The 16701-nt window shown below is 73.4% G+C and carries 12 protein-coding genes and 1 pseudogene; 6 read left to right on the forward strand and 7 right to left on the reverse strand.

Annotated features, from left to right (window positions below; genetic code table 11):
- Positions 1-65: 65 nt before the first annotated feature.
- The 3 genes from ACIQ6R_RS09635 to rsmH are packed head-to-tail and all read right to left on the reverse strand — an operon-like array spanning position 66 to position 3601.
- Positions 66-2033 (reverse strand): peptidoglycan D,D-transpeptidase FtsI family protein, encoded by a 1968-nt coding sequence (locus ACIQ6R_RS09635; protein ID WP_404174293.1) that lies wholly within the window; start codon positions 2031-2033, stop codon positions 66-68.
- Positions 2030-2584, reverse strand: coding sequence for a septum formation initiator family protein (locus tag ACIQ6R_RS09640; protein ID WP_404174296.1), 555 nt, complete (start codon positions 2582-2584; stop codon positions 2030-2032). The genes ACIQ6R_RS09635 and ACIQ6R_RS09640 overlap by 4 nt, the downstream gene beginning before the upstream one ends.
- Positions 2585-2644: 60 nt before the next feature.
- Entirely contained in the window at positions 2645-3601 is a 957-nt protein-coding gene (gene rsmH, locus ACIQ6R_RS09645; RefSeq protein ID WP_404174299.1) for a 16S rRNA (cytosine(1402)-N(4))-methyltransferase RsmH, read from the reverse strand.
- Positions 3602-4029: 428 nt separating this feature from the next.
- On the opposite strand from rsmH, the gene ACIQ6R_RS09650 reads away from it, so the two are divergent.
- The 4 genes from ACIQ6R_RS09650 to ACIQ6R_RS09665 all read left to right on the forward strand — a co-directional run bounded on the left by ACIQ6R_RS09650 (position 4030) and on the right by ACIQ6R_RS09665 (position 9793).
- Entirely contained in the window at positions 4030-4578 is a 549-nt protein-coding gene (locus tag ACIQ6R_RS09650) for a beta-class carbonic anhydrase (RefSeq protein WP_404219994.1), read from the forward strand.
- A 268-nt stretch (positions 4579-4846) separates the two neighbouring features.
- A complete protein-coding gene (locus ACIQ6R_RS09655) occupies positions 4847-5920 on the forward strand; it encodes an AAA family ATPase (RefSeq protein ID WP_404174305.1) in 1074 nt (357 codons plus the stop codon).
- On the forward strand, positions 5920-7284 hold the full coding sequence (locus ACIQ6R_RS09660; RefSeq protein WP_404174307.1) for a DUF58 domain-containing protein: 1365 nt from the start codon (positions 5920-5922) through the stop codon (positions 7282-7284). The genes ACIQ6R_RS09655 and ACIQ6R_RS09660 overlap by 1 nt, the downstream gene beginning before the upstream one ends.
- A gap of 118 nt (positions 7285-7402) precedes the next feature.
- Complete coding sequence (locus ACIQ6R_RS09665) at positions 7403-9793, forward strand: DUF3488 and DUF4129 domain-containing transglutaminase family protein (protein WP_404219996.1); 2391 nt, start codon at positions 7403-7405, stop codon at positions 9791-9793.
- Between the two features lie 339 nt (positions 9794-10132).
- On the opposite strand, the gene ACIQ6R_RS09670 is transcribed toward ACIQ6R_RS09665, so the two are convergent.
- The 3 genes and pseudogenes from ACIQ6R_RS09670 to ACIQ6R_RS09680 form a co-directional block, all read right to left on the reverse strand.
- Positions 10133-10534: a spore wall synthesis complex protein gene (locus tag ACIQ6R_RS09670; protein ID WP_375916531.1), complete on the reverse strand. Its 402-nt coding sequence runs from the start codon at positions 10532-10534 to the stop codon at positions 10133-10135.
- Positions 10535-10812: 278 nt separating this feature from the next.
- A complete protein-coding gene (locus ACIQ6R_RS09675) occupies positions 10813-11640 on the reverse strand; it encodes a methyltransferase (RefSeq protein ID WP_404219998.1) in 828 nt (275 codons plus the stop codon).
- A gap of 519 nt (positions 11641-12159) precedes the next feature.
- Positions 12160-12693, reverse strand: a pseudogene (locus tag ACIQ6R_RS09680) (SAV_6107 family HEPN domain-containing protein); the annotation flags it as partial.
- 191 nt (positions 12694-12884) lie between these two features.
- On the opposite strand from ACIQ6R_RS09680, the gene ACIQ6R_RS09685 reads away from it, so the two are divergent.
- Both ACIQ6R_RS09685 and ACIQ6R_RS09690 read left to right on the forward strand, forming a co-directional pair.
- The gene (locus tag ACIQ6R_RS09685; protein WP_404174316.1) at positions 12885-13523 is read left to right on the forward strand and encodes a TetR/AcrR family transcriptional regulator; all 639 of its coding nucleotides are present in this window, start codon (positions 12885-12887) and stop codon (positions 13521-13523) included.
- Positions 13524-14114: 591 nt separating this feature from the next.
- The gene (locus ACIQ6R_RS09690; protein ID WP_404220000.1) at positions 14115-15614 is read left to right on the forward strand and encodes a phytoene desaturase family protein; all 1500 of its coding nucleotides are present in this window, start codon (positions 14115-14117) and stop codon (positions 15612-15614) included.
- A 43-nt stretch (positions 15615-15657) separates the two neighbouring features.
- On the opposite strand, the gene ACIQ6R_RS09695 is transcribed toward ACIQ6R_RS09690, so the two are convergent.
- Complete coding sequence (locus tag ACIQ6R_RS09695) at positions 15658-16656, reverse strand: hypothetical protein (protein ID WP_404220002.1); 999 nt, start codon at positions 16654-16656, stop codon at positions 15658-15660.
- Positions 16657-16701 lie beyond the last annotated feature (45 nt).

Raw genomic sequence — 16701 nt, forward strand, 5'->3', positions numbered from 1 at the left:
GGTTCCTGGTGGCTCGGTACTGAATCGGCGCTGGCTCGGTACTGGCTCGGTAGTGACCGGACCGGTCAGGGTTTGAAGGTGACCGGGAGGTTGGCGGGGTCGGCTCCGGTCGGCGGGACCTGAAGGGTCTTCAGGGCGAACTCCATGACCTGCTTGTAGATGGGGCCGCAGATCTGGCCGCCGAAGTAGCTGCCCTCGGTGGCGTTCTGGATGGCGCAGTAGACGGTGACGCGGGGCTTGTCCGCGGGGGCGAACCCGGCGAACGACGAGGTGTACCCCTTGTACATGCCGGTGGCCGGATCCACCCGGTTGGCCGTGCCCGTCTTGCCCGCGACGCGGTAGCCCGGGATGCGGGCCTTGGTGCCGGTGCCCTCCTCGTCGTCGACGACGGACTCCAGCATCTGCGAGAGGGTCTTCGCCGTCTTCTCGCTGATCACGCGGGTCTTCTTGGGCTCGGGAGCCGGGGTGAAGCTCCCGTCGTCCTCCTTGGTGCCGCGCACGAGCGTGGGGGCGACGCGGACGCCGCCGTTGGCGATGGTCGAGTACACGGAGGCCGCCTGGAGCGCGTTCACGGAGACGCCCTGGCCGAAAGGAATCGTGTACTGCTGCGAGGTCGACCACTGGTCGGGCGGCGCGAGGATGCCCTTGGTCTCGCCGGGGAAACCGAGCCCGCTGTAACCGCCGAGGCCGAACTTGCGCAGGTAGGAGTGGAGCACCTTGTTGGCCTCCTCCTGCGTCTTGCCGAGCTCGCCGGTGGCCATGATGGTGCCGATGTTGCTGGACTTGGCGAGCACGCCGTTGAGCGTGAGGTACCAGGTGGGGTGGTCGATGTCGTCCTTGAAGAGCCGGTCACCGCGCTTGAGCCGGTTCGGGATGGTGAGGTGGGTCATCGGAGTGGCGGCGTTCTCCTCCAGTACGGCCGCCATCGACATCACCTTGGCGGTGGATCCGGGCTCGAAGGCGTCCTGGAGGGCGGCGTTGCCCAGCGCGTCCGGGTCGGCGTGGGCGAGGTCGCCCGGGTCGAAGCCGGGCGAGTTGGCCATGGCGAGAATCTCGCCGGTGGCCGTGTCCTGGACGATGACGTAGCCGCCGTCCGCCTTGGACTTCTCCACCTGCTCGCTGATGGCGTGCTGGGCGGCCCACTGGATGTCGCGGTCGATGGTGAGTTCGACGTCGCTGCCGGGGACGGCGGGTGTCTCGGTGGAACCGGCGGTGGGTACCTGGCGGCCGCCGGACTGCGCGTAGCGGATCTTGCCGTCCTTGCCGGCCAGGGTCTCGTTCAGCTTCCGTTCCAGGCCGCCGCCGCCCTTGCCGTCCGCGCCGACCCAGCCGAGGATGCCCGCGGCGAGGTCGCCGCCCGGGTACACGCGCTTGCTGCTGGGGTCGGCGAAGACGCCCGCGAGGGCGTTGACCACGGACTTGTCCGTCTCCGCCTTCTTGGTCAGCGCGGTCTTCAGGTCCTTGATCTGGTTCCACACCTGCGGGGTCTGCCGGCGGGCGAGGCGGACGTAGCGCAGCTCCTTGTTCTTCGGGCGGAGCACGTCGACCAGGTCCTCCTGGTCCTCGCCGAGGATCGGCGCGAGCAGCGCCGCCGCCTGTTCGGGACCGTCGCCGACCTTCAGCTGCTCCCGGGTGAACATCGTGGGGTCGGCGGTGATGTCGTAGGCGTCCACGGTGCTCGCGAGGGCCACGCCGTTGCGGTCGGTGATCCCGCCGCGCTCGGCGGGCAGCGTGTGGACCACGTAGCGGTTCTGCTCGGCCTTGGCGGCGTACGTGCCGGCGTCGACGGCCTGCACCTGGAGGAGCCGTACGACGAAGGCGGACATCACCAGGGTCAGGGCGAGGCCGATCAGGCGCAGGCGCGGGCGGGGGCTGCCCAGCCGGATGACACGGGGCGCGGCCGGCCGGGGCGGGCCCGGTCGGCGGGCGGGCCGGGCGCCGGGGCCGGGCTGCCGTCGGCCGCCGGGGCGGACGGGCCTCGCGGGTCCGGGCACACGGCGGCGCGGCGGTTCCCTGTCGGACACTTCCGTCACCTGCCGGGAGTCGGGGTCGGGGTGGTGGTCGCCGTCGTCGTGGGGGGCGCGGCTGTGGCGGACGTGGCCGCGGTGCCGGGAGTGGGGGCCGGGTCGGACGGCTCGGTGCCGGCGGCGGAGTCGCCACCGGGGGGTGCGGTCAGTGCCTCGGGGGCGAGGACCAGCGGGGCGGAGGCCGCGGTGGGCGCGGGGCTGGGCGAGCCCTTGACGGTGCCGTCGGGGGCGAGGAAGGCGGGATCGCCGCCGGGCACCATGCCCAGCTCGCGGGCGCGGCGCTGGAGGGCCCGGGGGGCGGAGTAGGCGTCGATGTCCCGCTGGAGTGCCTGCTCCTCGTCGGTGAGTTCCTTCGTCCGCTGTTTCAGGTCGTCCAGCTGGAAGGAGCCCTCGCTCAGGGCGGAGTTCAGTACCAGGAGCCCGATGAGGCCGCCGCCCAGGAGGAGGACCACGAGGAGGACGAAGGGCGCCCGGGCCGCCTGGCCGCGTGCGCCGCCCGGCGGGAGCAGCTGGGCGAGCCGGGCCGCCCTCCCCTTCAGTTCGGGTTTCCTACTCACTCGCCCTCCCCTCGGCCCGGGTGGACCGTTCGCACCCGTGCCTGGCCTGCCTCGCTCGGTTCACCCGATGGACTCCCTGATGCGCTGGGCGCCGCGCAGCCGTGCCGGTGCCGCTCGCCGGTTCTCGGCGATCTCCTCCTCGGTGGGAAGTTCGGCACCGCGCGTGAGCAGCTTGAGCCGTGGCGCGTAGCGTTCGGGGACCACCGGCAGTCCGGGCGGCGCGGTGTTGGCCGCACCGGCCGCGAACACCTGCTTGACCAGCCGGTCCTCCAGCGAGTGGTACGACAGCACGGCGATCCGGCCGCCCACGTCGAGGGCCTCGACGGCGGCCGGGATCGCCCGTTCCAGGACGGACAGCTCGCCATTGACCTCGATGCGCAGGGCCTGGAAGGTGCGCTTGGCCGGGTTGCCGCCGGTGCGCTTGGCGGCCTGCGGCAGCGCGGCGCGGATCAGCTCCACGAGCCGGGCGCTGTTGCCGAACGGCTCCTTCTCGCGCTCACGCACGACCGCGGACACGATCCGCTTGGCCTGCTTCTCCTCGCCGTAGGCCCGCAGAATGCGGACGAGTTCGCCCGGCGGGTACGTGTTGAGGACCTCGGCGGCGCTCATGCCGGTCGTCTGGTCCATGCGCATGTCGAGCGGGGCGTCCTGGGCGTAGGCGAAGCCGCGGTCCGCCTCGTCGAGCTGCATGGAGGAGACGCCGAGGTCGAACAGCACGCCCTGGACGCGCGGGACGCCGAGCCGGTCGAGTACGTCGGGCAGCTCGTCGTAGACGGCGTGCACCAGGGTGGCGCGCTCACCGTACGGCGCGAGCCGCTCGCCGGACAGGCGCAGGGCCTCCTTGTCCCGGTCGAGGGCGACGAGCCGGGCCTCGGGGAAGCGTTCGAGGAGCGCCTCGCTGTGCCCGCCGAGTCCCAGCGTGCAGTCGACGACCACGGCGCCCGGCTCCTCGAGGGCGGGCGCCAGCAGGTCCAGGCACCGCTGGAGCATCACCGGGACGTGTCGACTCTGGCTCAAGTGGGGCGGCCTCTCAGGTCCGGCACGGCGCCACGCACCGCCGGGTCCCCTCCCGCTCGCTCGTGAAGGGGCGGCCTGCCGGCGCCGGAAGCGTCGGCCGGCCGGGAGCGGGAGGAGGCCGAGCCGTACGTACGCGCCGCGCACGTGGGGAGATCTGGCGGGACGTCGCCCAGGTCTCCGGGGATTTCAGTCCAGCAGGGAGAGCCTCGCCTCCCGCTTCGCGTCACTTTAGTCCACCCTGTCGCCCGGTCAATCAACCGGCCTGCGCGTCGCGGAGGCCGGCGGGTGCGAATCGGCGCGGGGCGCTGCTTCACTCGTGCGGAGGCGTCCGTAAGGGTCTGTGGAGTGGCTCACAACAGAACTCGATGGCCATCTTTGTCCCGCTTCACAGCGAGCCCGGCACAAAGGTGGCCAGTAACGTCATGGTTATGACGACTTCTGCATCGGTTCCCACAGGCTCCGAATCCGCCACGCCCGGCGACGGCTCCGTCACCGACCGGCTCGTCGAGGCGAACGGGCGCTACGCCGCCGAGTTCACCGATCCCGGGATGGACGCCCGGCCCGTCCAGCGGGTCGCCGTCGTGGCCTGCATGGACGCACGTCTCGACCTGCACGCCGCGCTCGGTCTGGAACTTGGCGACTGCCACACCATCCGCAACGCGGGCGGTGTAATCACCGACGACGTGATCCGCTCCCTCACCATCAGCCAGCGGGCGCTCGGTACCCGCAGCGTGGTCCTCATCCACCACACCGGGTGCGGTATGGAGTCCCTGACCGAGGAGTTCCGGCACGACCTGGAACTCGAGGTCGGCCAGCGTCCCGCGTGGGCGGTCGAGTCGTTCCGCGACGTCGAGCAGGACGTGCGCCAGTCGATCGAGCGGGTGCGCACCTCGCCGTTCCTGCTGCACACCGAGGACGTACGCGGCTTTGTCTTCGACGTGAAGACGGGCCGACTCCGCGAGGTCTCCCCCGCCTGATCCGGCCGCCGCCCCGATGATCCCGCCCTGGTGATCCCGTCACGCAAGCACCGCATAGGCCGTAAGGCCAGACATATCGCGGCCAGTTGTCCACAGGCGAGTGACACGAATCGGTAACGGCAGCAAGAATGCGGGAAGTGGTGCCGTGCGGAACTTTTTCCGCGCGGTGTCCGTGATTCGGGGTGGGCCGGTCCGCGGTGTGTGGCCGTCCCGGCAAGTTGGGGTACCCCCGCTCCCCAGGGAGCGCGGGAAAGGCCGAGGAGGGCCGGTGACGACCTATGACGATCAGGCGAGCCATGGGGGCGCCCCCGCGCGAGCGTATGCGAGCGTGGGGGACGATCTGACCGCTGTGGTCGAGCGCGTACGCGGTTCGGTGGAGAGCGTGATCGAGGGGAAACCCGAGGTCGTACGGCTCTCGCTGACCGTGCTGCTTGCCGAGGGCCACCTGCTGATCGAAGACGTCCCGGGTGTCGGCAAGACCATGCTGGCCAAGGCGCTGGCGCGGTCCATCGACTGTTCCGTGCGCCGGATCCAGTTCACGCCGGACCTGCTGCCCTCGGACATCACCGGCGTGTCCATCTGGGACCAGCAGCGCAGGGACTTCGAGTTCAAGCCCGGCGCGATCTTCGCGCAGGTGGTGATCGGCGACGAGATCAACCGCGCCTCCCCGAAGACGCAGTCCGCGCTGCTCGAGTCGATGGAGGAGCGCCAGGTCACCATCGACGGCCAGACCTACGAACTGCCCAGCCCCTTCATGGTCGTGGCGACGCAGAACCCGGTCGAGATGGAGGGCACCTACCCGCTGCCGGAGGCCCAGCGCGACCGCTTCATGGCACGGGTCTCCATCGGCTATCCCAGCCCGGACGCCGAGCTGCAGATGCTCGACGTGCACGGCGGGGTGAACCCCCTGGACGACCTTCAGCCGGTGGCGCACGCGCACGAGATCCTGAAACTGGTCGAAGCGGTCCGGGGCGTCCACGTCGCCGACCCGGTCCGGCGGTACGCCGTGGACCTGGTCGCCGCCACCCGCACCCACCCGGACCTCAGACTCGGCGCCTCACCGCGCGCCACGCTGCATCTGCTGCGCGCGGCGAAGGCGTCCGCCGCCCTGAGCGGCCGGGAGTACGCGCTGCCGGACGACGTGCAGGCCCTCGCGGTCGCCGTCCTGGCCCACCGCCTGCTGCCCACCGCCCAGGCCCAGCTCAACCGCCGCACCGCCGAGCAGGTCGTCCAGGAGATCCTGCAGCGCACCCCGGTGCCCGCGGCACCCCAGCAGCAGGCGGGCTTCGGCGTGGGCCGCGGCGCGCCGGCGTATCCCCAGCAACCGCCGCGGAGGCTGTGATGGACGCCGGGGGGACGGACCGGTCGGACGACGACCGGGGCGAGGGCGGCGGCGTCCGCACCGCCCTGACCGGTCTGACCACCCGCGGGCGGTCCTTCCTGGCCGCCGGCATCGCCGCCGCGGTCTGCGCCTACGTCCTCGGGCAGAGCGACCTGCTCCGCGTCGGACTGCTGCTGAGCGTGCTGCCGCTGGTCTGCGCGACCCTGCTCTACCGCACCCGCTACCGAGTGGCGGGCAGCCGCCGGCTCTCCCCCGGGCGGGTACCCGCGGGCAGCGAGGCCCGGGTGCACCTGCGCATCGACAACGTCTCGCGGCTCCCCACCGGTCTGCTGATGCTCCAGGACCGAGTGCCCTACGTGCTCGGACCGCGCCCCCGCTTCGTACTCGACCGGGTGGAGCCGGGCGGCCGCCGCGAGGTGTCCTACCGCGTCCGCTCGGACCTGCGCGGCCGCTATCCGCTGGGCCCGCTCCAACTGCGCCTGACCGACCCGTTCGGGCTCTGCGAGCTGACCCGCTCCTTCTCGACGTACGACACCCTGACCGTGATCCCGCCCGTGGAGGCGCTGCCGCCGGTGCGGCTGAGCGGCGAGGCGACGGGGTACGGCGAGGGGCGGCAGCGCTCGCTCGCGCTGGCGGGCGACGACGACGTGATCCCGCGCGGGTACCGCTACGGCGATGACCTGCGGCGCGTGCACTGGCGCTCCACCGCGCGCTACGGCGAGCTGATGGTGCGCCGCGAGGAGCAGCCGCAGCGCGCCCGCTGCACGGTGCTTCTGGACACCCGGGTCGTGGCCTACGAGGGCGCCGGGCCCGACTCGGCCTTCGAGTGGGCGGTGTCGGGCACCGCGTCCGTGCTGGTGCACATGCTGGAGCGGGGCTTCTCCGTCCGGCTGCTCACCGACAGCGGCGACTCCGTGCCCGGCGAGGGCTCCGACGGCTTCGCGGGCGCGAGTCAGGGCACGGCCGACGCGGCCGGGCTGATGATGGACACCCTCGCGGTGATCGACCACTCCGACGGCACGGGCCTGTCCCGGGCGTACGACGTGCTGCGCGGCGGGAGCGAAGGGCTGCTGGTGGCGTTCTTCGGCGACCTGGACGAGGAGCAGGCGGCGGTGGCCGCCAAGATGCGGCAGCGCAGCGGCGGTGCCGTCGCCTTCGTCCTGGACAGCGAGACCTGGGCACGGGAACCGGCCGTCGTGCCCGGTCCGTCGGACCGGAGCGGGGAACGGCTGCGGATGCTGCGCGAGGCGGGCTGGACCGCCGTGAACGTGCCGCGGGGCACCACCCTGGAGGAGCTGTGGCGCCAGGCCGACCACGAACGCAGCGGCCTCGCGACGGCGAGCGGCGGGGAGGGCACGCGATGAGCGGGAAGGCGCGGCCGACGCGGTACACCAGGGAGGCGGCCATGCCCCGACGACACGCGCGGCGGGCGGAGCACCGGCACATCCGCCCCGCGACGGCGAGCGGCCGGGAGGGCACGCGATGAGCGGGGGGGCGCGGCTGGCGCTGTGTGCGTGGGCGGCGACGCTGATGGCGGCGTGCGCGCTGCTGCCCCTGGTCGACCCGGCCACCTGGATCCTGCAGGCCGCGTTGCTGCTGGCGGTCCAGTCCGCGGTCGGCGCGGCGGCGCGCCGGGTGCCGCTGGCCCGGCCGCTGACCATCGCCGCGCAGGCCCTGGTCACGCTGGTGCTCCTGACCCTGGTCTTCGCCCGGCAGCACGCCCTCGCCGGGTTGATTCCCGGCCCGCAGGCCTTCCAGCACTTCGCCGACCTGCTGCGGCAGGGCGGCGACGACATCGCGCGGTACGCGATCCCGGCACCGCTGGAGTCCGACGGCATCCGGCTGATGCTGGTCGGCGGCGTCCTGGTGATCGGCCTGCTGGTGGACACCCTCGCGGTGACCTTCCGCAGCGCCGCCCCGGCCGGGCTGCCGCTGCTCGCGCTGTACTCGGTGGCCGCCGGCCTGTCCGAGGGCGGCACCGACTGGCTGTGGTTCCTGATCGCGGCGGCCGGCTACCTGATGCTGCTCCTGGCCGAAGGGCGTGACCGGCTCTCGCAGTGGGGCCGGGTCTTCGGCGGCGCGCCACGCACCCCGGGCGGGGAGCAGGCGGGCGTGGTCGCCCCCGTCCGCACCGGGCGGCGCATCGGCGCGTTCGCGCTGGGCATCGCCCTGGTGGTGCCGCTCGCCCTGCCCGCGATGGACGGCGGGCTGCTGGACAGCGCCGGGACGGGCGTCGGCTCCGGGACCGGGGGCGGCGGCACGATCTCCGCGGTGAACCCGCTGGTCTCCCTGCGCGACAGCCTCAACGTCGACGAGAACCGGCAGGTCCTCTCCGTCGAGACCGATACCGACGACATCTCCGACCTGTACCTGCGCATCGTGTCCCTGGACGACTTCGACGGCACCACCTGGAAGCCGTCCAAGCGGAACATCACCGCCGTGCCGGACGGCACGTTCCCCACGCCGATCGGCCTCGGCCCCGAGACCAGGCGCACGCAGACCCGCACCACCATCTCGGCCGCGGACTGGTACGCCCAGGACTGGCTGCCGATGCCGTACCCACCGAGCGGCGTGCGGATCGCGGGCAACTGGCGCTACGAACCCGTCGGCATGACACTCGTCGGCGACCACGGGCAGAACACGCGCGGGCTCACGTACGAGGTGCGGAGCCTGAACGTGCAGCCGACGGCGGACCAGCTCGCCGCCGCGCCGCAGCCGCCCACGGCGCTGAAGCGGGAGTACACCGAGCTGCCGGACTCGCTGCCCGATGTGGTCTCCCGGGTCGCCCGCCAGGTGACCGCCGGTGCGGCGAACCCCTACGAACAGGCGGTCAAGCTCCAGGAGTACTTCGCGATCAACGGCGGTTTCGAGTACGACACCCAGGTCAAGGTCGGCAGCGGCTCGCAGGCCATCGCCCGCTTCCTCGAGGACAAGCAGGGCTTCTGCGTCCACTTCTCCTTCGCCATGGCGGCGATGGCCCGCTCGCTGGGTATACCGGCCAGGGTGGCGGTCGGCTTCGCACCGGGCTCCCCGCAGGCCGACGGCTCGGTCTCGGTGGGGCTGCGGGACGCGCACGCCTGGCCCGAGGTGTACTTCGAGGGCGTGGGCTGGACCCGCTTCGAGCCGACGCCGACGCGTGGCTCGACCCCGTCGTACACCGTGACGGAGGTGCCGGGCAGTTCGGTGCCGGACCCCGCGCTGCCGTCCCGGAACTCGCAGGCGGAGCCGTCGGCGGCGCCCTCGGAGAGCGAGAGCTGCTCGGCCCAGGACAAGAGGCTGGACGCCTGCGCCAGCGAGTCCGCGGCGGCCGCGCCGGTCACCGGCGGGAACGGGCCGAAGTGGTACGCGGTGCTGGCCTGGGCCGCGGGTGGGCTCGCGGTGCTGCTGGTCCTGTTGGCGCCGATGCTGTGGCGGCTGCGTACCCGGACGGTACGCCTGGGGGCGCACGGCCGCACGGAGGCGGACGCGGGCCCGCACACTCTGGCGGTCTGGCAGGAGCTGACCGATACGGCATGGGACTTCGGGATCACGCCGGAGGAGTCGCAGACCCCGCGCAAGGCGGCGGCCCGCATCATCCGACTCGGGCATCTCGATCCGACGGCCGCTGCGGCGGTGCACCGGGTGGCGGACGCGGTGGAGCAGGTTCTCTACGCTCCGCGGCCCCGCCTGACGGCGGGTCTCACGGAGGACGTCCACAGGGCGAGCGCCGGTCTGCGGGCCACCGTCAGCCGCGGCACACGGCTGCGCGCACTGGTCGCCCCGCGTTCGACCGTACGGGTGGCCTGGGCGGTGTCGGCCCGGTGGGCAGGCCTGAGAGAGCGGGCAGCGGCGGCCCGGCCGACGCTGCGAAAGGCGTCGGGGCAGCAGGGCTGAACCGGCCGACGGCGCGGAGACACGGCCTGGGCGGGAGCGCCCGGGCCGGTCCCGGGCTCTCCGAGGTCAAGTCTGCCCAGGTCAGGCCCCCAGGTGTCCCGGCTGTGCCTGAGCGACCGACCGGCCTTGCCCCGGGTGCCTGGGCTCCGGGCTGTCGGGCTGTCGGGCTGCCAGGCTGTCGGGCTGCCAGGCGTCGGGGTCCGGGCGCCTGGAGCCCGACGCCGGGTGGGCCGGGCCACGCCCCGGGCGCGCGGCGCACACAGGTAAGCGTGAGGGGGTGACCACCCGGTCGGTGGTCACCCCCTCACGCAGATGTCCTGGTGAGCGGCGGATCGGGCGCTACTGGCCGCCCTGCTGCTCATCCCTGCGCCGTTGCCAGCGCTCGTCGATGCGGTCCATCATGGAGCGTTTCTGCCGTTGCTGACGGCGCGCCTGTGGTCCGGCAGCGGCGGCCGGCTGCTCGCCCGGTTTGGGCGCCTTCCGCCAGCCGGTCACGGCGAGGACCGCGCAGCCCAGCATGACGAGGAAGCCCACCACACTGAGCCAGACCTGCTGGGCGACCATACCGGCCATGAGGAGCGCAATACCTACGAGGAAGCCCGCGACCGCCTGGTAGACCCGTCGCCGGGTGTACGTACGCAGCCCGCTTCCCTCGAGCGCTGTCGCGAACTTGGGATCTTCGGCGTACAGCGCTCGCTCCATCTGCTCGAGCATGCGCTGCTCGTGCTCCGAGAGCGGCACGGAGTCCTCCTCATCGTGCAGTCGCCGGGGCGACCCGGGGGGGTCTCTTCAGGATAGGCAGGGAATCGCCCCCGTGAAACCCGCCCCTCTACGCCAATTGGCCAACCGGTCTCCGTCATGGCCGTACCGGCTCGCTGAAGTTCCCATTCCCCAGCGGCCGACCCGTCATGCCGGGCGGTCTCCCTCGATCATACGGCGACTGGCCCCCGTTCGGGGGGCCTGTGGCGTACTCCATGTGCAGTCGCGTCCCTGATCAGCGCCTTACCCCAGCAGCTGGCTCAGGCCTCTTGGGCCCCTCGTGTCTCACCGAGCACGTGAAGCTGTGTGGCCACGGAGTGGAACGCGGCGAGTTCCGCCGCCGCGGCCTCCAGCTTCAGCAGCGCGTCCATGGCACCGGGCTCCGTGTCCACCAGCACCCCGGGGACGAGGTCGGCGAAGACCCGCACGCCGTGCACGGCGCCGATCCGGAGCCCCGCGGCCTCGACCAGTCCGGTGAGCTGTTCGGCGGTGAACCGGCGCGGTACGGGGTCACCCGTGCCCCAGCGGCCGTCCGGGTCGTCCAGGGCCTGCCTGGCCTCCGTGAAGTGGCCGGCGAGGGCGCGGGCGAGCACGGCACCGCCGAGCCCGGCGGCGAGCAGGCTGAGGACGCCCTCGGTGCGCAGGGCCGCCACCACGTTGCGGATGCCCTCCGCGGGGTCGTCCACGTACTCCAGGACGCCGTGGCACAGCACCACGTCGTAGCCGCCGCGCTCGACCACGTCGAAGAGGCCGTGGGCGTCTCCCTGGACGCCTCGCACGCGGTCCGCGACGTCGGCCTCGGCGGCACGGCGCTCCAGGGCGAACAGGGCGTTGGGGCTCGGGTCGACGACGGTGACGCGGTGGCCGAGGCGGGCCACGGGCACCGCGAAGTTGCCGCTGCCGCCCCCGGTGTCCAGGACGTCCAGCGCCTGGCGGCCCGTGGCCTTGACCCGGCGGTCGAGGGCATCCTGGAGGACGTCCCAGACCACGGCGGTACGAAGGGCGGCTCGGGAACGCGAGGGCTCGGAGCGCGGCGACGCCGTTTGCGGGCGGGGTTGGGAGACGGGCGGGCGCATCGGGTCCGACACGGCAGTTGACTCCTCGGCGCGGCACCGCCTCGGGCACGGGCGGAGCGAACGGGCTGCCGCCCCGGCCCAGGTGCGGGAAGGGGCAGGCTTCAGGCGCCTCCCACCCTATTGCCTCCGGTACGCAGGCCGGTCACCCCGTGCCACCGGCCCCGGAGGCGCCCCGTGCGGTCCACGCCACCAGACGCCATGGCGAACTCCGTCCGGCCGCCGCGACCGGAGATCGCTCGCGCACACCCGCCCCGAGGCGCACCACGTCACCCCGGCTCGGCAGTGCGTGGTGCGCCCTCGGCCGGAGGCGCCCGGCGGGCGGGCCCGTCGGCGCGCTCATCCAGTGTCCGGCAGCTCGCGACCCGCGCGGTCTCCGCCCGACCGCTCCCTGCCCGGACGGTCGAAGTCCGGACGGTCGACGCCAAGGCGCCCGGAATCGGGACGCCCGGAGTCGGAGCGCACGGGATCGGGGCGACCCGGGTCGGTACGGCCGGAGTCGGAGCGGCCGGGTGCCTGGTGGTCGGGGGCGATGGGGTCCGGGGCCGGGTGGTCCGCGTCGGGGCGGGGTTGGGGCAGGACCGGCTGGAGGACCAGCATCCGCTCCACGAGGCGCAGGAACATCGCCACGTCGCGTATCAGGTCGTCGGCGTCCCGGCGGTTGGCCGCGCCCTCGATGCCCGCCTCGGCCCGTGCCCGGCGCCGGGCACCCGAGGCGAACAGGGCGCTCCAGTCGGAGAGCTCGGGCGCGATCTCGGGAAGCACTTCCCAGGCGCTGCGGATACGGGCCCGGGCCCGCGGGGTCGTCTCGGGGCGGCCTCGCGCGGCGAGCACCGCGGCGGCGGTGCGCAGGGCGGCCAGATGGGCCGTCGCGTAGCGCTCGTTCGGTGTCTCGAGGACGGTGGCCTCCTCCAGTCCGGCCCGGGCCTGGGCGAGCAGGTCGAGGGCGGCGGGCGGGGCTGTTGTCCGGCGGAGCACGGGGTGCACGTCGCTCGCCGGGCCGGTCAGTGAGGGTGCAGGGCCGGCTGCGCGGCGCCGCCGGGCGGCGGCTGCGGACGAGTGGGCCATGACGATCCTCCTGTCGTCTCCGTGACGGCACGCTCTGTTACGAGGCGCCGTATGTGCCCATAGTGAGGTATGCCACTGACAATCCGTTGTGACCTGCGCTTTTCCTTCGATCGTAGGTTCGGGTCGGGGCGAGAACGGGGCCGCGTACCCTGCGGTGACGCCCCCGGGCGGAGTGCTGTGACAATCGGGACATGGAAAGCAGCAACGCCACCTCGCGGGGCAGCAGCCGCCGCGAGGCCACCCGGCAGAAGCTCTACGAGGCGGCCGTCACCCTCATCGCCGAGCAGGGCTTCTCCGCCACCACCGTGGACGAGATCGCCGAACGCGCCGGGGTGGCGAAGGGCACGGTCTACTACAACTTCGCCAGCAAGTCCGTCCTCTTCGAGGAGCTGCTGCGTCATGGTGTCGGCCTCCTCACCGCGTCGCTGCGGGAGGCGTCGGAGCGGACGGCGCGGGAGGGCCGCGGCCGGGTCGACGCCCTGGACGCGATGATCCGCGCGGGGCTCGTCTTCATCGACCGCTACCCGGCCTTCACCCAGCTGTACGTGGCCGAGCTGTGGCGTACCAACCGGGCCTGGCAGTCCACGCTGCTGGTGGTCCGGCAGGAGGCCGTCGCGGTCGTGGAGGGCGTGCTGCGCGAGGGCGTGGCGAGCGGTGAGTTCAGCGAGGAGATCGACGTGCCGCTGACCGCCGCCGCCCTGGTGGGCATGGTCCTGGTCGCCGCGCTGGACTGGAAGTCGTTCCAGCCGGAACGCTCCCTCGACGACGTGCACGCGGCCCTGTCGCGGCTGCTTCAGGGACGTGTGAGCGGCTGTTTCAGGGACGCGTGAGCGGCCGCCCCTGAGACGCCGGGCGCTCACGATCCGCCGAGCGGTCGCGATCCAGCGAGCGGGCGCGATCCAGCGAGCGGTCGCGATCCAGCGAGCGGTCGCGATCCACCGGTGGAACGCGAAGAGCGCCGGTCCGTGGTGGCCGCGTCCCCCGCGGGCCGCCGTCGGACCGGCGCCTTCTCCTGCTCCCCCGTACGTCCCCCCGTTGGAACCCCCGTTCTCGGTCGTTCCCCCGGGTTCCCCCGTGCCTCGCTCCCGCCGACCGCGGCCGGCGGAAGGAGCGGATCGCGGGCCCGGCTCCGTTCCGGCGCCCCGTGTCGCCGGTTCCGGAGCCGTGCCCCTCTCCGTGCCTCCACTCTCTCGTTCACGCGGGCAGGGGCCCATCCGCGCCCGTACTCATCTGGGCCGCTAGGTACGAGTACTCAGTCGTGCGCACCCCGGCTCACGGCGGCGCGTTCCCGGCCGGTCACCCGCGCGCCCGTCGCGGTACCCAGGCCGGACCGGTCGCCGGCCGTCCCCGCAGGCGTACGGCCCGGCGGCCCGGCGGCCCCTGGGACCGGATTGTCGGCGGCGACGGATAAAGTCCCTGGCATGGCACGGATTGCGGTGATCGGCGCCGGGATGGGCGCGATGGCGGCCGCCGCCCGGCTGGCCGTCGCGGGCCACCGGGTGGCGGTGTACGAGCGGGCCCGGACGTACGGCGGAGCCCTGGGCCGCGTCGAGCGGGACGGCTTCTCCTTCGACACCGGACCCGGTCTGCTGCCGCTGCCCGCGGTCTGGCGCGATCTGTTCGTCAAGACCGGCAAGGAGCCGCTGGAATCCTGTGTCGAGCTGGTCCAGGTCGACCCGTCGTCACGGCACGTGTTCGCGGACGGGACGGAGGTGTCCTTGCCGAACGCCTCACGGGCGGGCGTCGTCGCCGCCCTGGACGGGGCACTCGGCTCGACCGCCGCGCGGCGCTGGGGCGACTTCCTGGTGCGGGCCCGGGAGACCTGGGACCGGACGCGCCGCCCCCTCCTGGAGGAGCCGCTGTGGCCGAACTGGAAGGTGCTCGCGGAGCTCGAGCCCTATCCCGCGGTCCCGCACAAGCGGCTCCTGCGCACCCGCCGGGCCGGCACGCTCGCCGAGGTCGGCGCCTGGGAGCTGCGGGACGCCCGGCTCGCCGCCCTCCTGGAGAGCCACGCGCTCGCGTACGGCCTGGATCCCCGGACCGCCCCGGCGAACACCGCCGTCCTGCCGTACATGGAGTACGCCTTCGGTGTCTGGTACGTGCGCGCTGGCGGGCTGCGGGAGCTGGCCCGGGCGGTGTACGAACGGTGCCTGGCCCGCCGGGTCGAGTTCCACTTCGGCGCCGAGGTCACGGGGATCGTCGAGAAGGACGGCCGGGCTGCGGGCGTACAGCTGGCCGAAGGCACGGTGGCCGAGGCGGAGTTCGTGGTCGCCGGGGTGGCGCCCGGTGTGCTGGACCGGCTCCGCGCCGGGTCCACGGCGCGGGGCGAGGACGAGGTGCCGCCACAGCGCGGTGGAGCGAGCCGGCTGACGGTGCTGCTGGCGCTTCGGGGCGGACGTCCGAAGGGCACCGCGCACCGTACGGTGGTGCACGCGCCGGACCGCGAGGCCGAGCTGGACGCGCTGTTCGGTCCGGCCCCCGGCCTGCCCGCCCGTCCGACCGTCACGATCCTGCGTCCCGAGGACCCGGCGCTGGTCCCCGACGCGGACCACGAGGCGGTCACCCTGACCTCGGTGGTGCCCGCGGGCGGCGAAGCGCACGCCGAGGGCCACGCCGAGCGCCTGGTCGAGGCCGCCGAGCGTGCGATACCGGGTCTGCGCGACCGTCTCCTGTGGCACGAGGTGCGCACCCCGGCCGATGTCGCGGCGGCGACCGGTGTGGAGGGCGGCGCGATTCCGGTGCCGTCGCTGGCTGGGGCCGACGGACGGCTGCTGCACCCGGCGAACGGCACGCGCCTGGGCGGGCTGTTCACGGTCGGCGGCTGGTCGCACCCCGGCGGAGGGCTGCCGCACGCGGGAATGTCGGGCGCGCTGGTCGCCGGACTCGTCGTGGAGGGACCGGGGTTCCGGGGCTCCCAGTGAGCGGTCAGGGGCCGGGCCCCGGCCACCGACCCCTGAGATCGCGTCAGAAGCGGTACTGCTCGTCGTAGTCCTGCCCCTGGCCCTGCGTCCGGCCGTTGCCCTGGTAGGGGTACGTCTGCTCCGGAGGGAGTTCGCCGCCGTAGGGGTCGTCTGTGCTGCGCTGCTGCGGCACCCACACCCCGCCGGCCGGGGTGTCGCCGCCGTAGCCGCCGGGCGTGCCGGTGGCGTACTGGTCCTGCCCGTAGCCCTGCTGGCCGTACTGCTGTCCGCCGGTCGTGTCGTAGGAGCCGGTGTCGTACGACGTCCCGCTGTAGTTGTGGGTGCCGATGTACGGGTCGGAGTAGGCGGCGTACTGCTGCTGGCCGCCGTTGTCGTAGCCGTACCCCTGCTGCCCGTAGCCCGAGTAGTCGTAGGCGTAGGACTGGTCGGCGTCCTGCGCGGCCGCGGCCGGCGCCTGCTGGTCGTGGCCGTAGCCGGCGTCGGCGTACACGCCGTACGAGCCGGTGTCGTCCGGCATGGGCTGCGGTTCGTAGACGGCGGTGGTCTCCGCGGCCGCGGGGTCGGCGGGGCGGGCGGGGGTGAAGACGTCGTCGCGGTCGTAGTCGTCGCGGTCGTAGTCGTCGCTGCCGTAGGACAGGCCGTCCTGACCCGGTGCGTGGCCCTGCGCGCGGTCGCCGTAGGCGTCGTGGTCGCCCCGGCCGCCCTCGGCCGCCTCGAGTCCGGACACCTGCAACGTCGGTTCCTGGCGGTCCCGTTCGGCACGGCCGCGCCTGCCGACGAGGCTCGCCGGGGCGTTGACCGCCCACCCGGCCTCGAAGCCGCGGCGGAACGACAGCGTGACGTAGGTCTGGCCGACGGCGAACGCGGCCGCGCCCAGCCCGATGACGATCACGTTCGACATGAGCACACCGGCCACGACGCCGACGAAGCCGCCGAAGGCGAGCAGCCGCCAGCGCAGCCGCGCCTTGTACTGCAGCAGCACCTCACCGAGCAGCCACAGCGCGACGCCGCCGAACGCGATGTAGAGGACCGTCCAGCCCATGTACGCCCCTCTCCCAGTGGCCGTTACGCAGTGTGTCGTAAATAC

It is taken from the genome of Streptomyces sp. NPDC096048 (assembly GCF_044763415.1).
Lineage (GTDB): Bacteria > Actinomycetota > Actinomycetes > Streptomycetales > Streptomycetaceae > Streptomyces.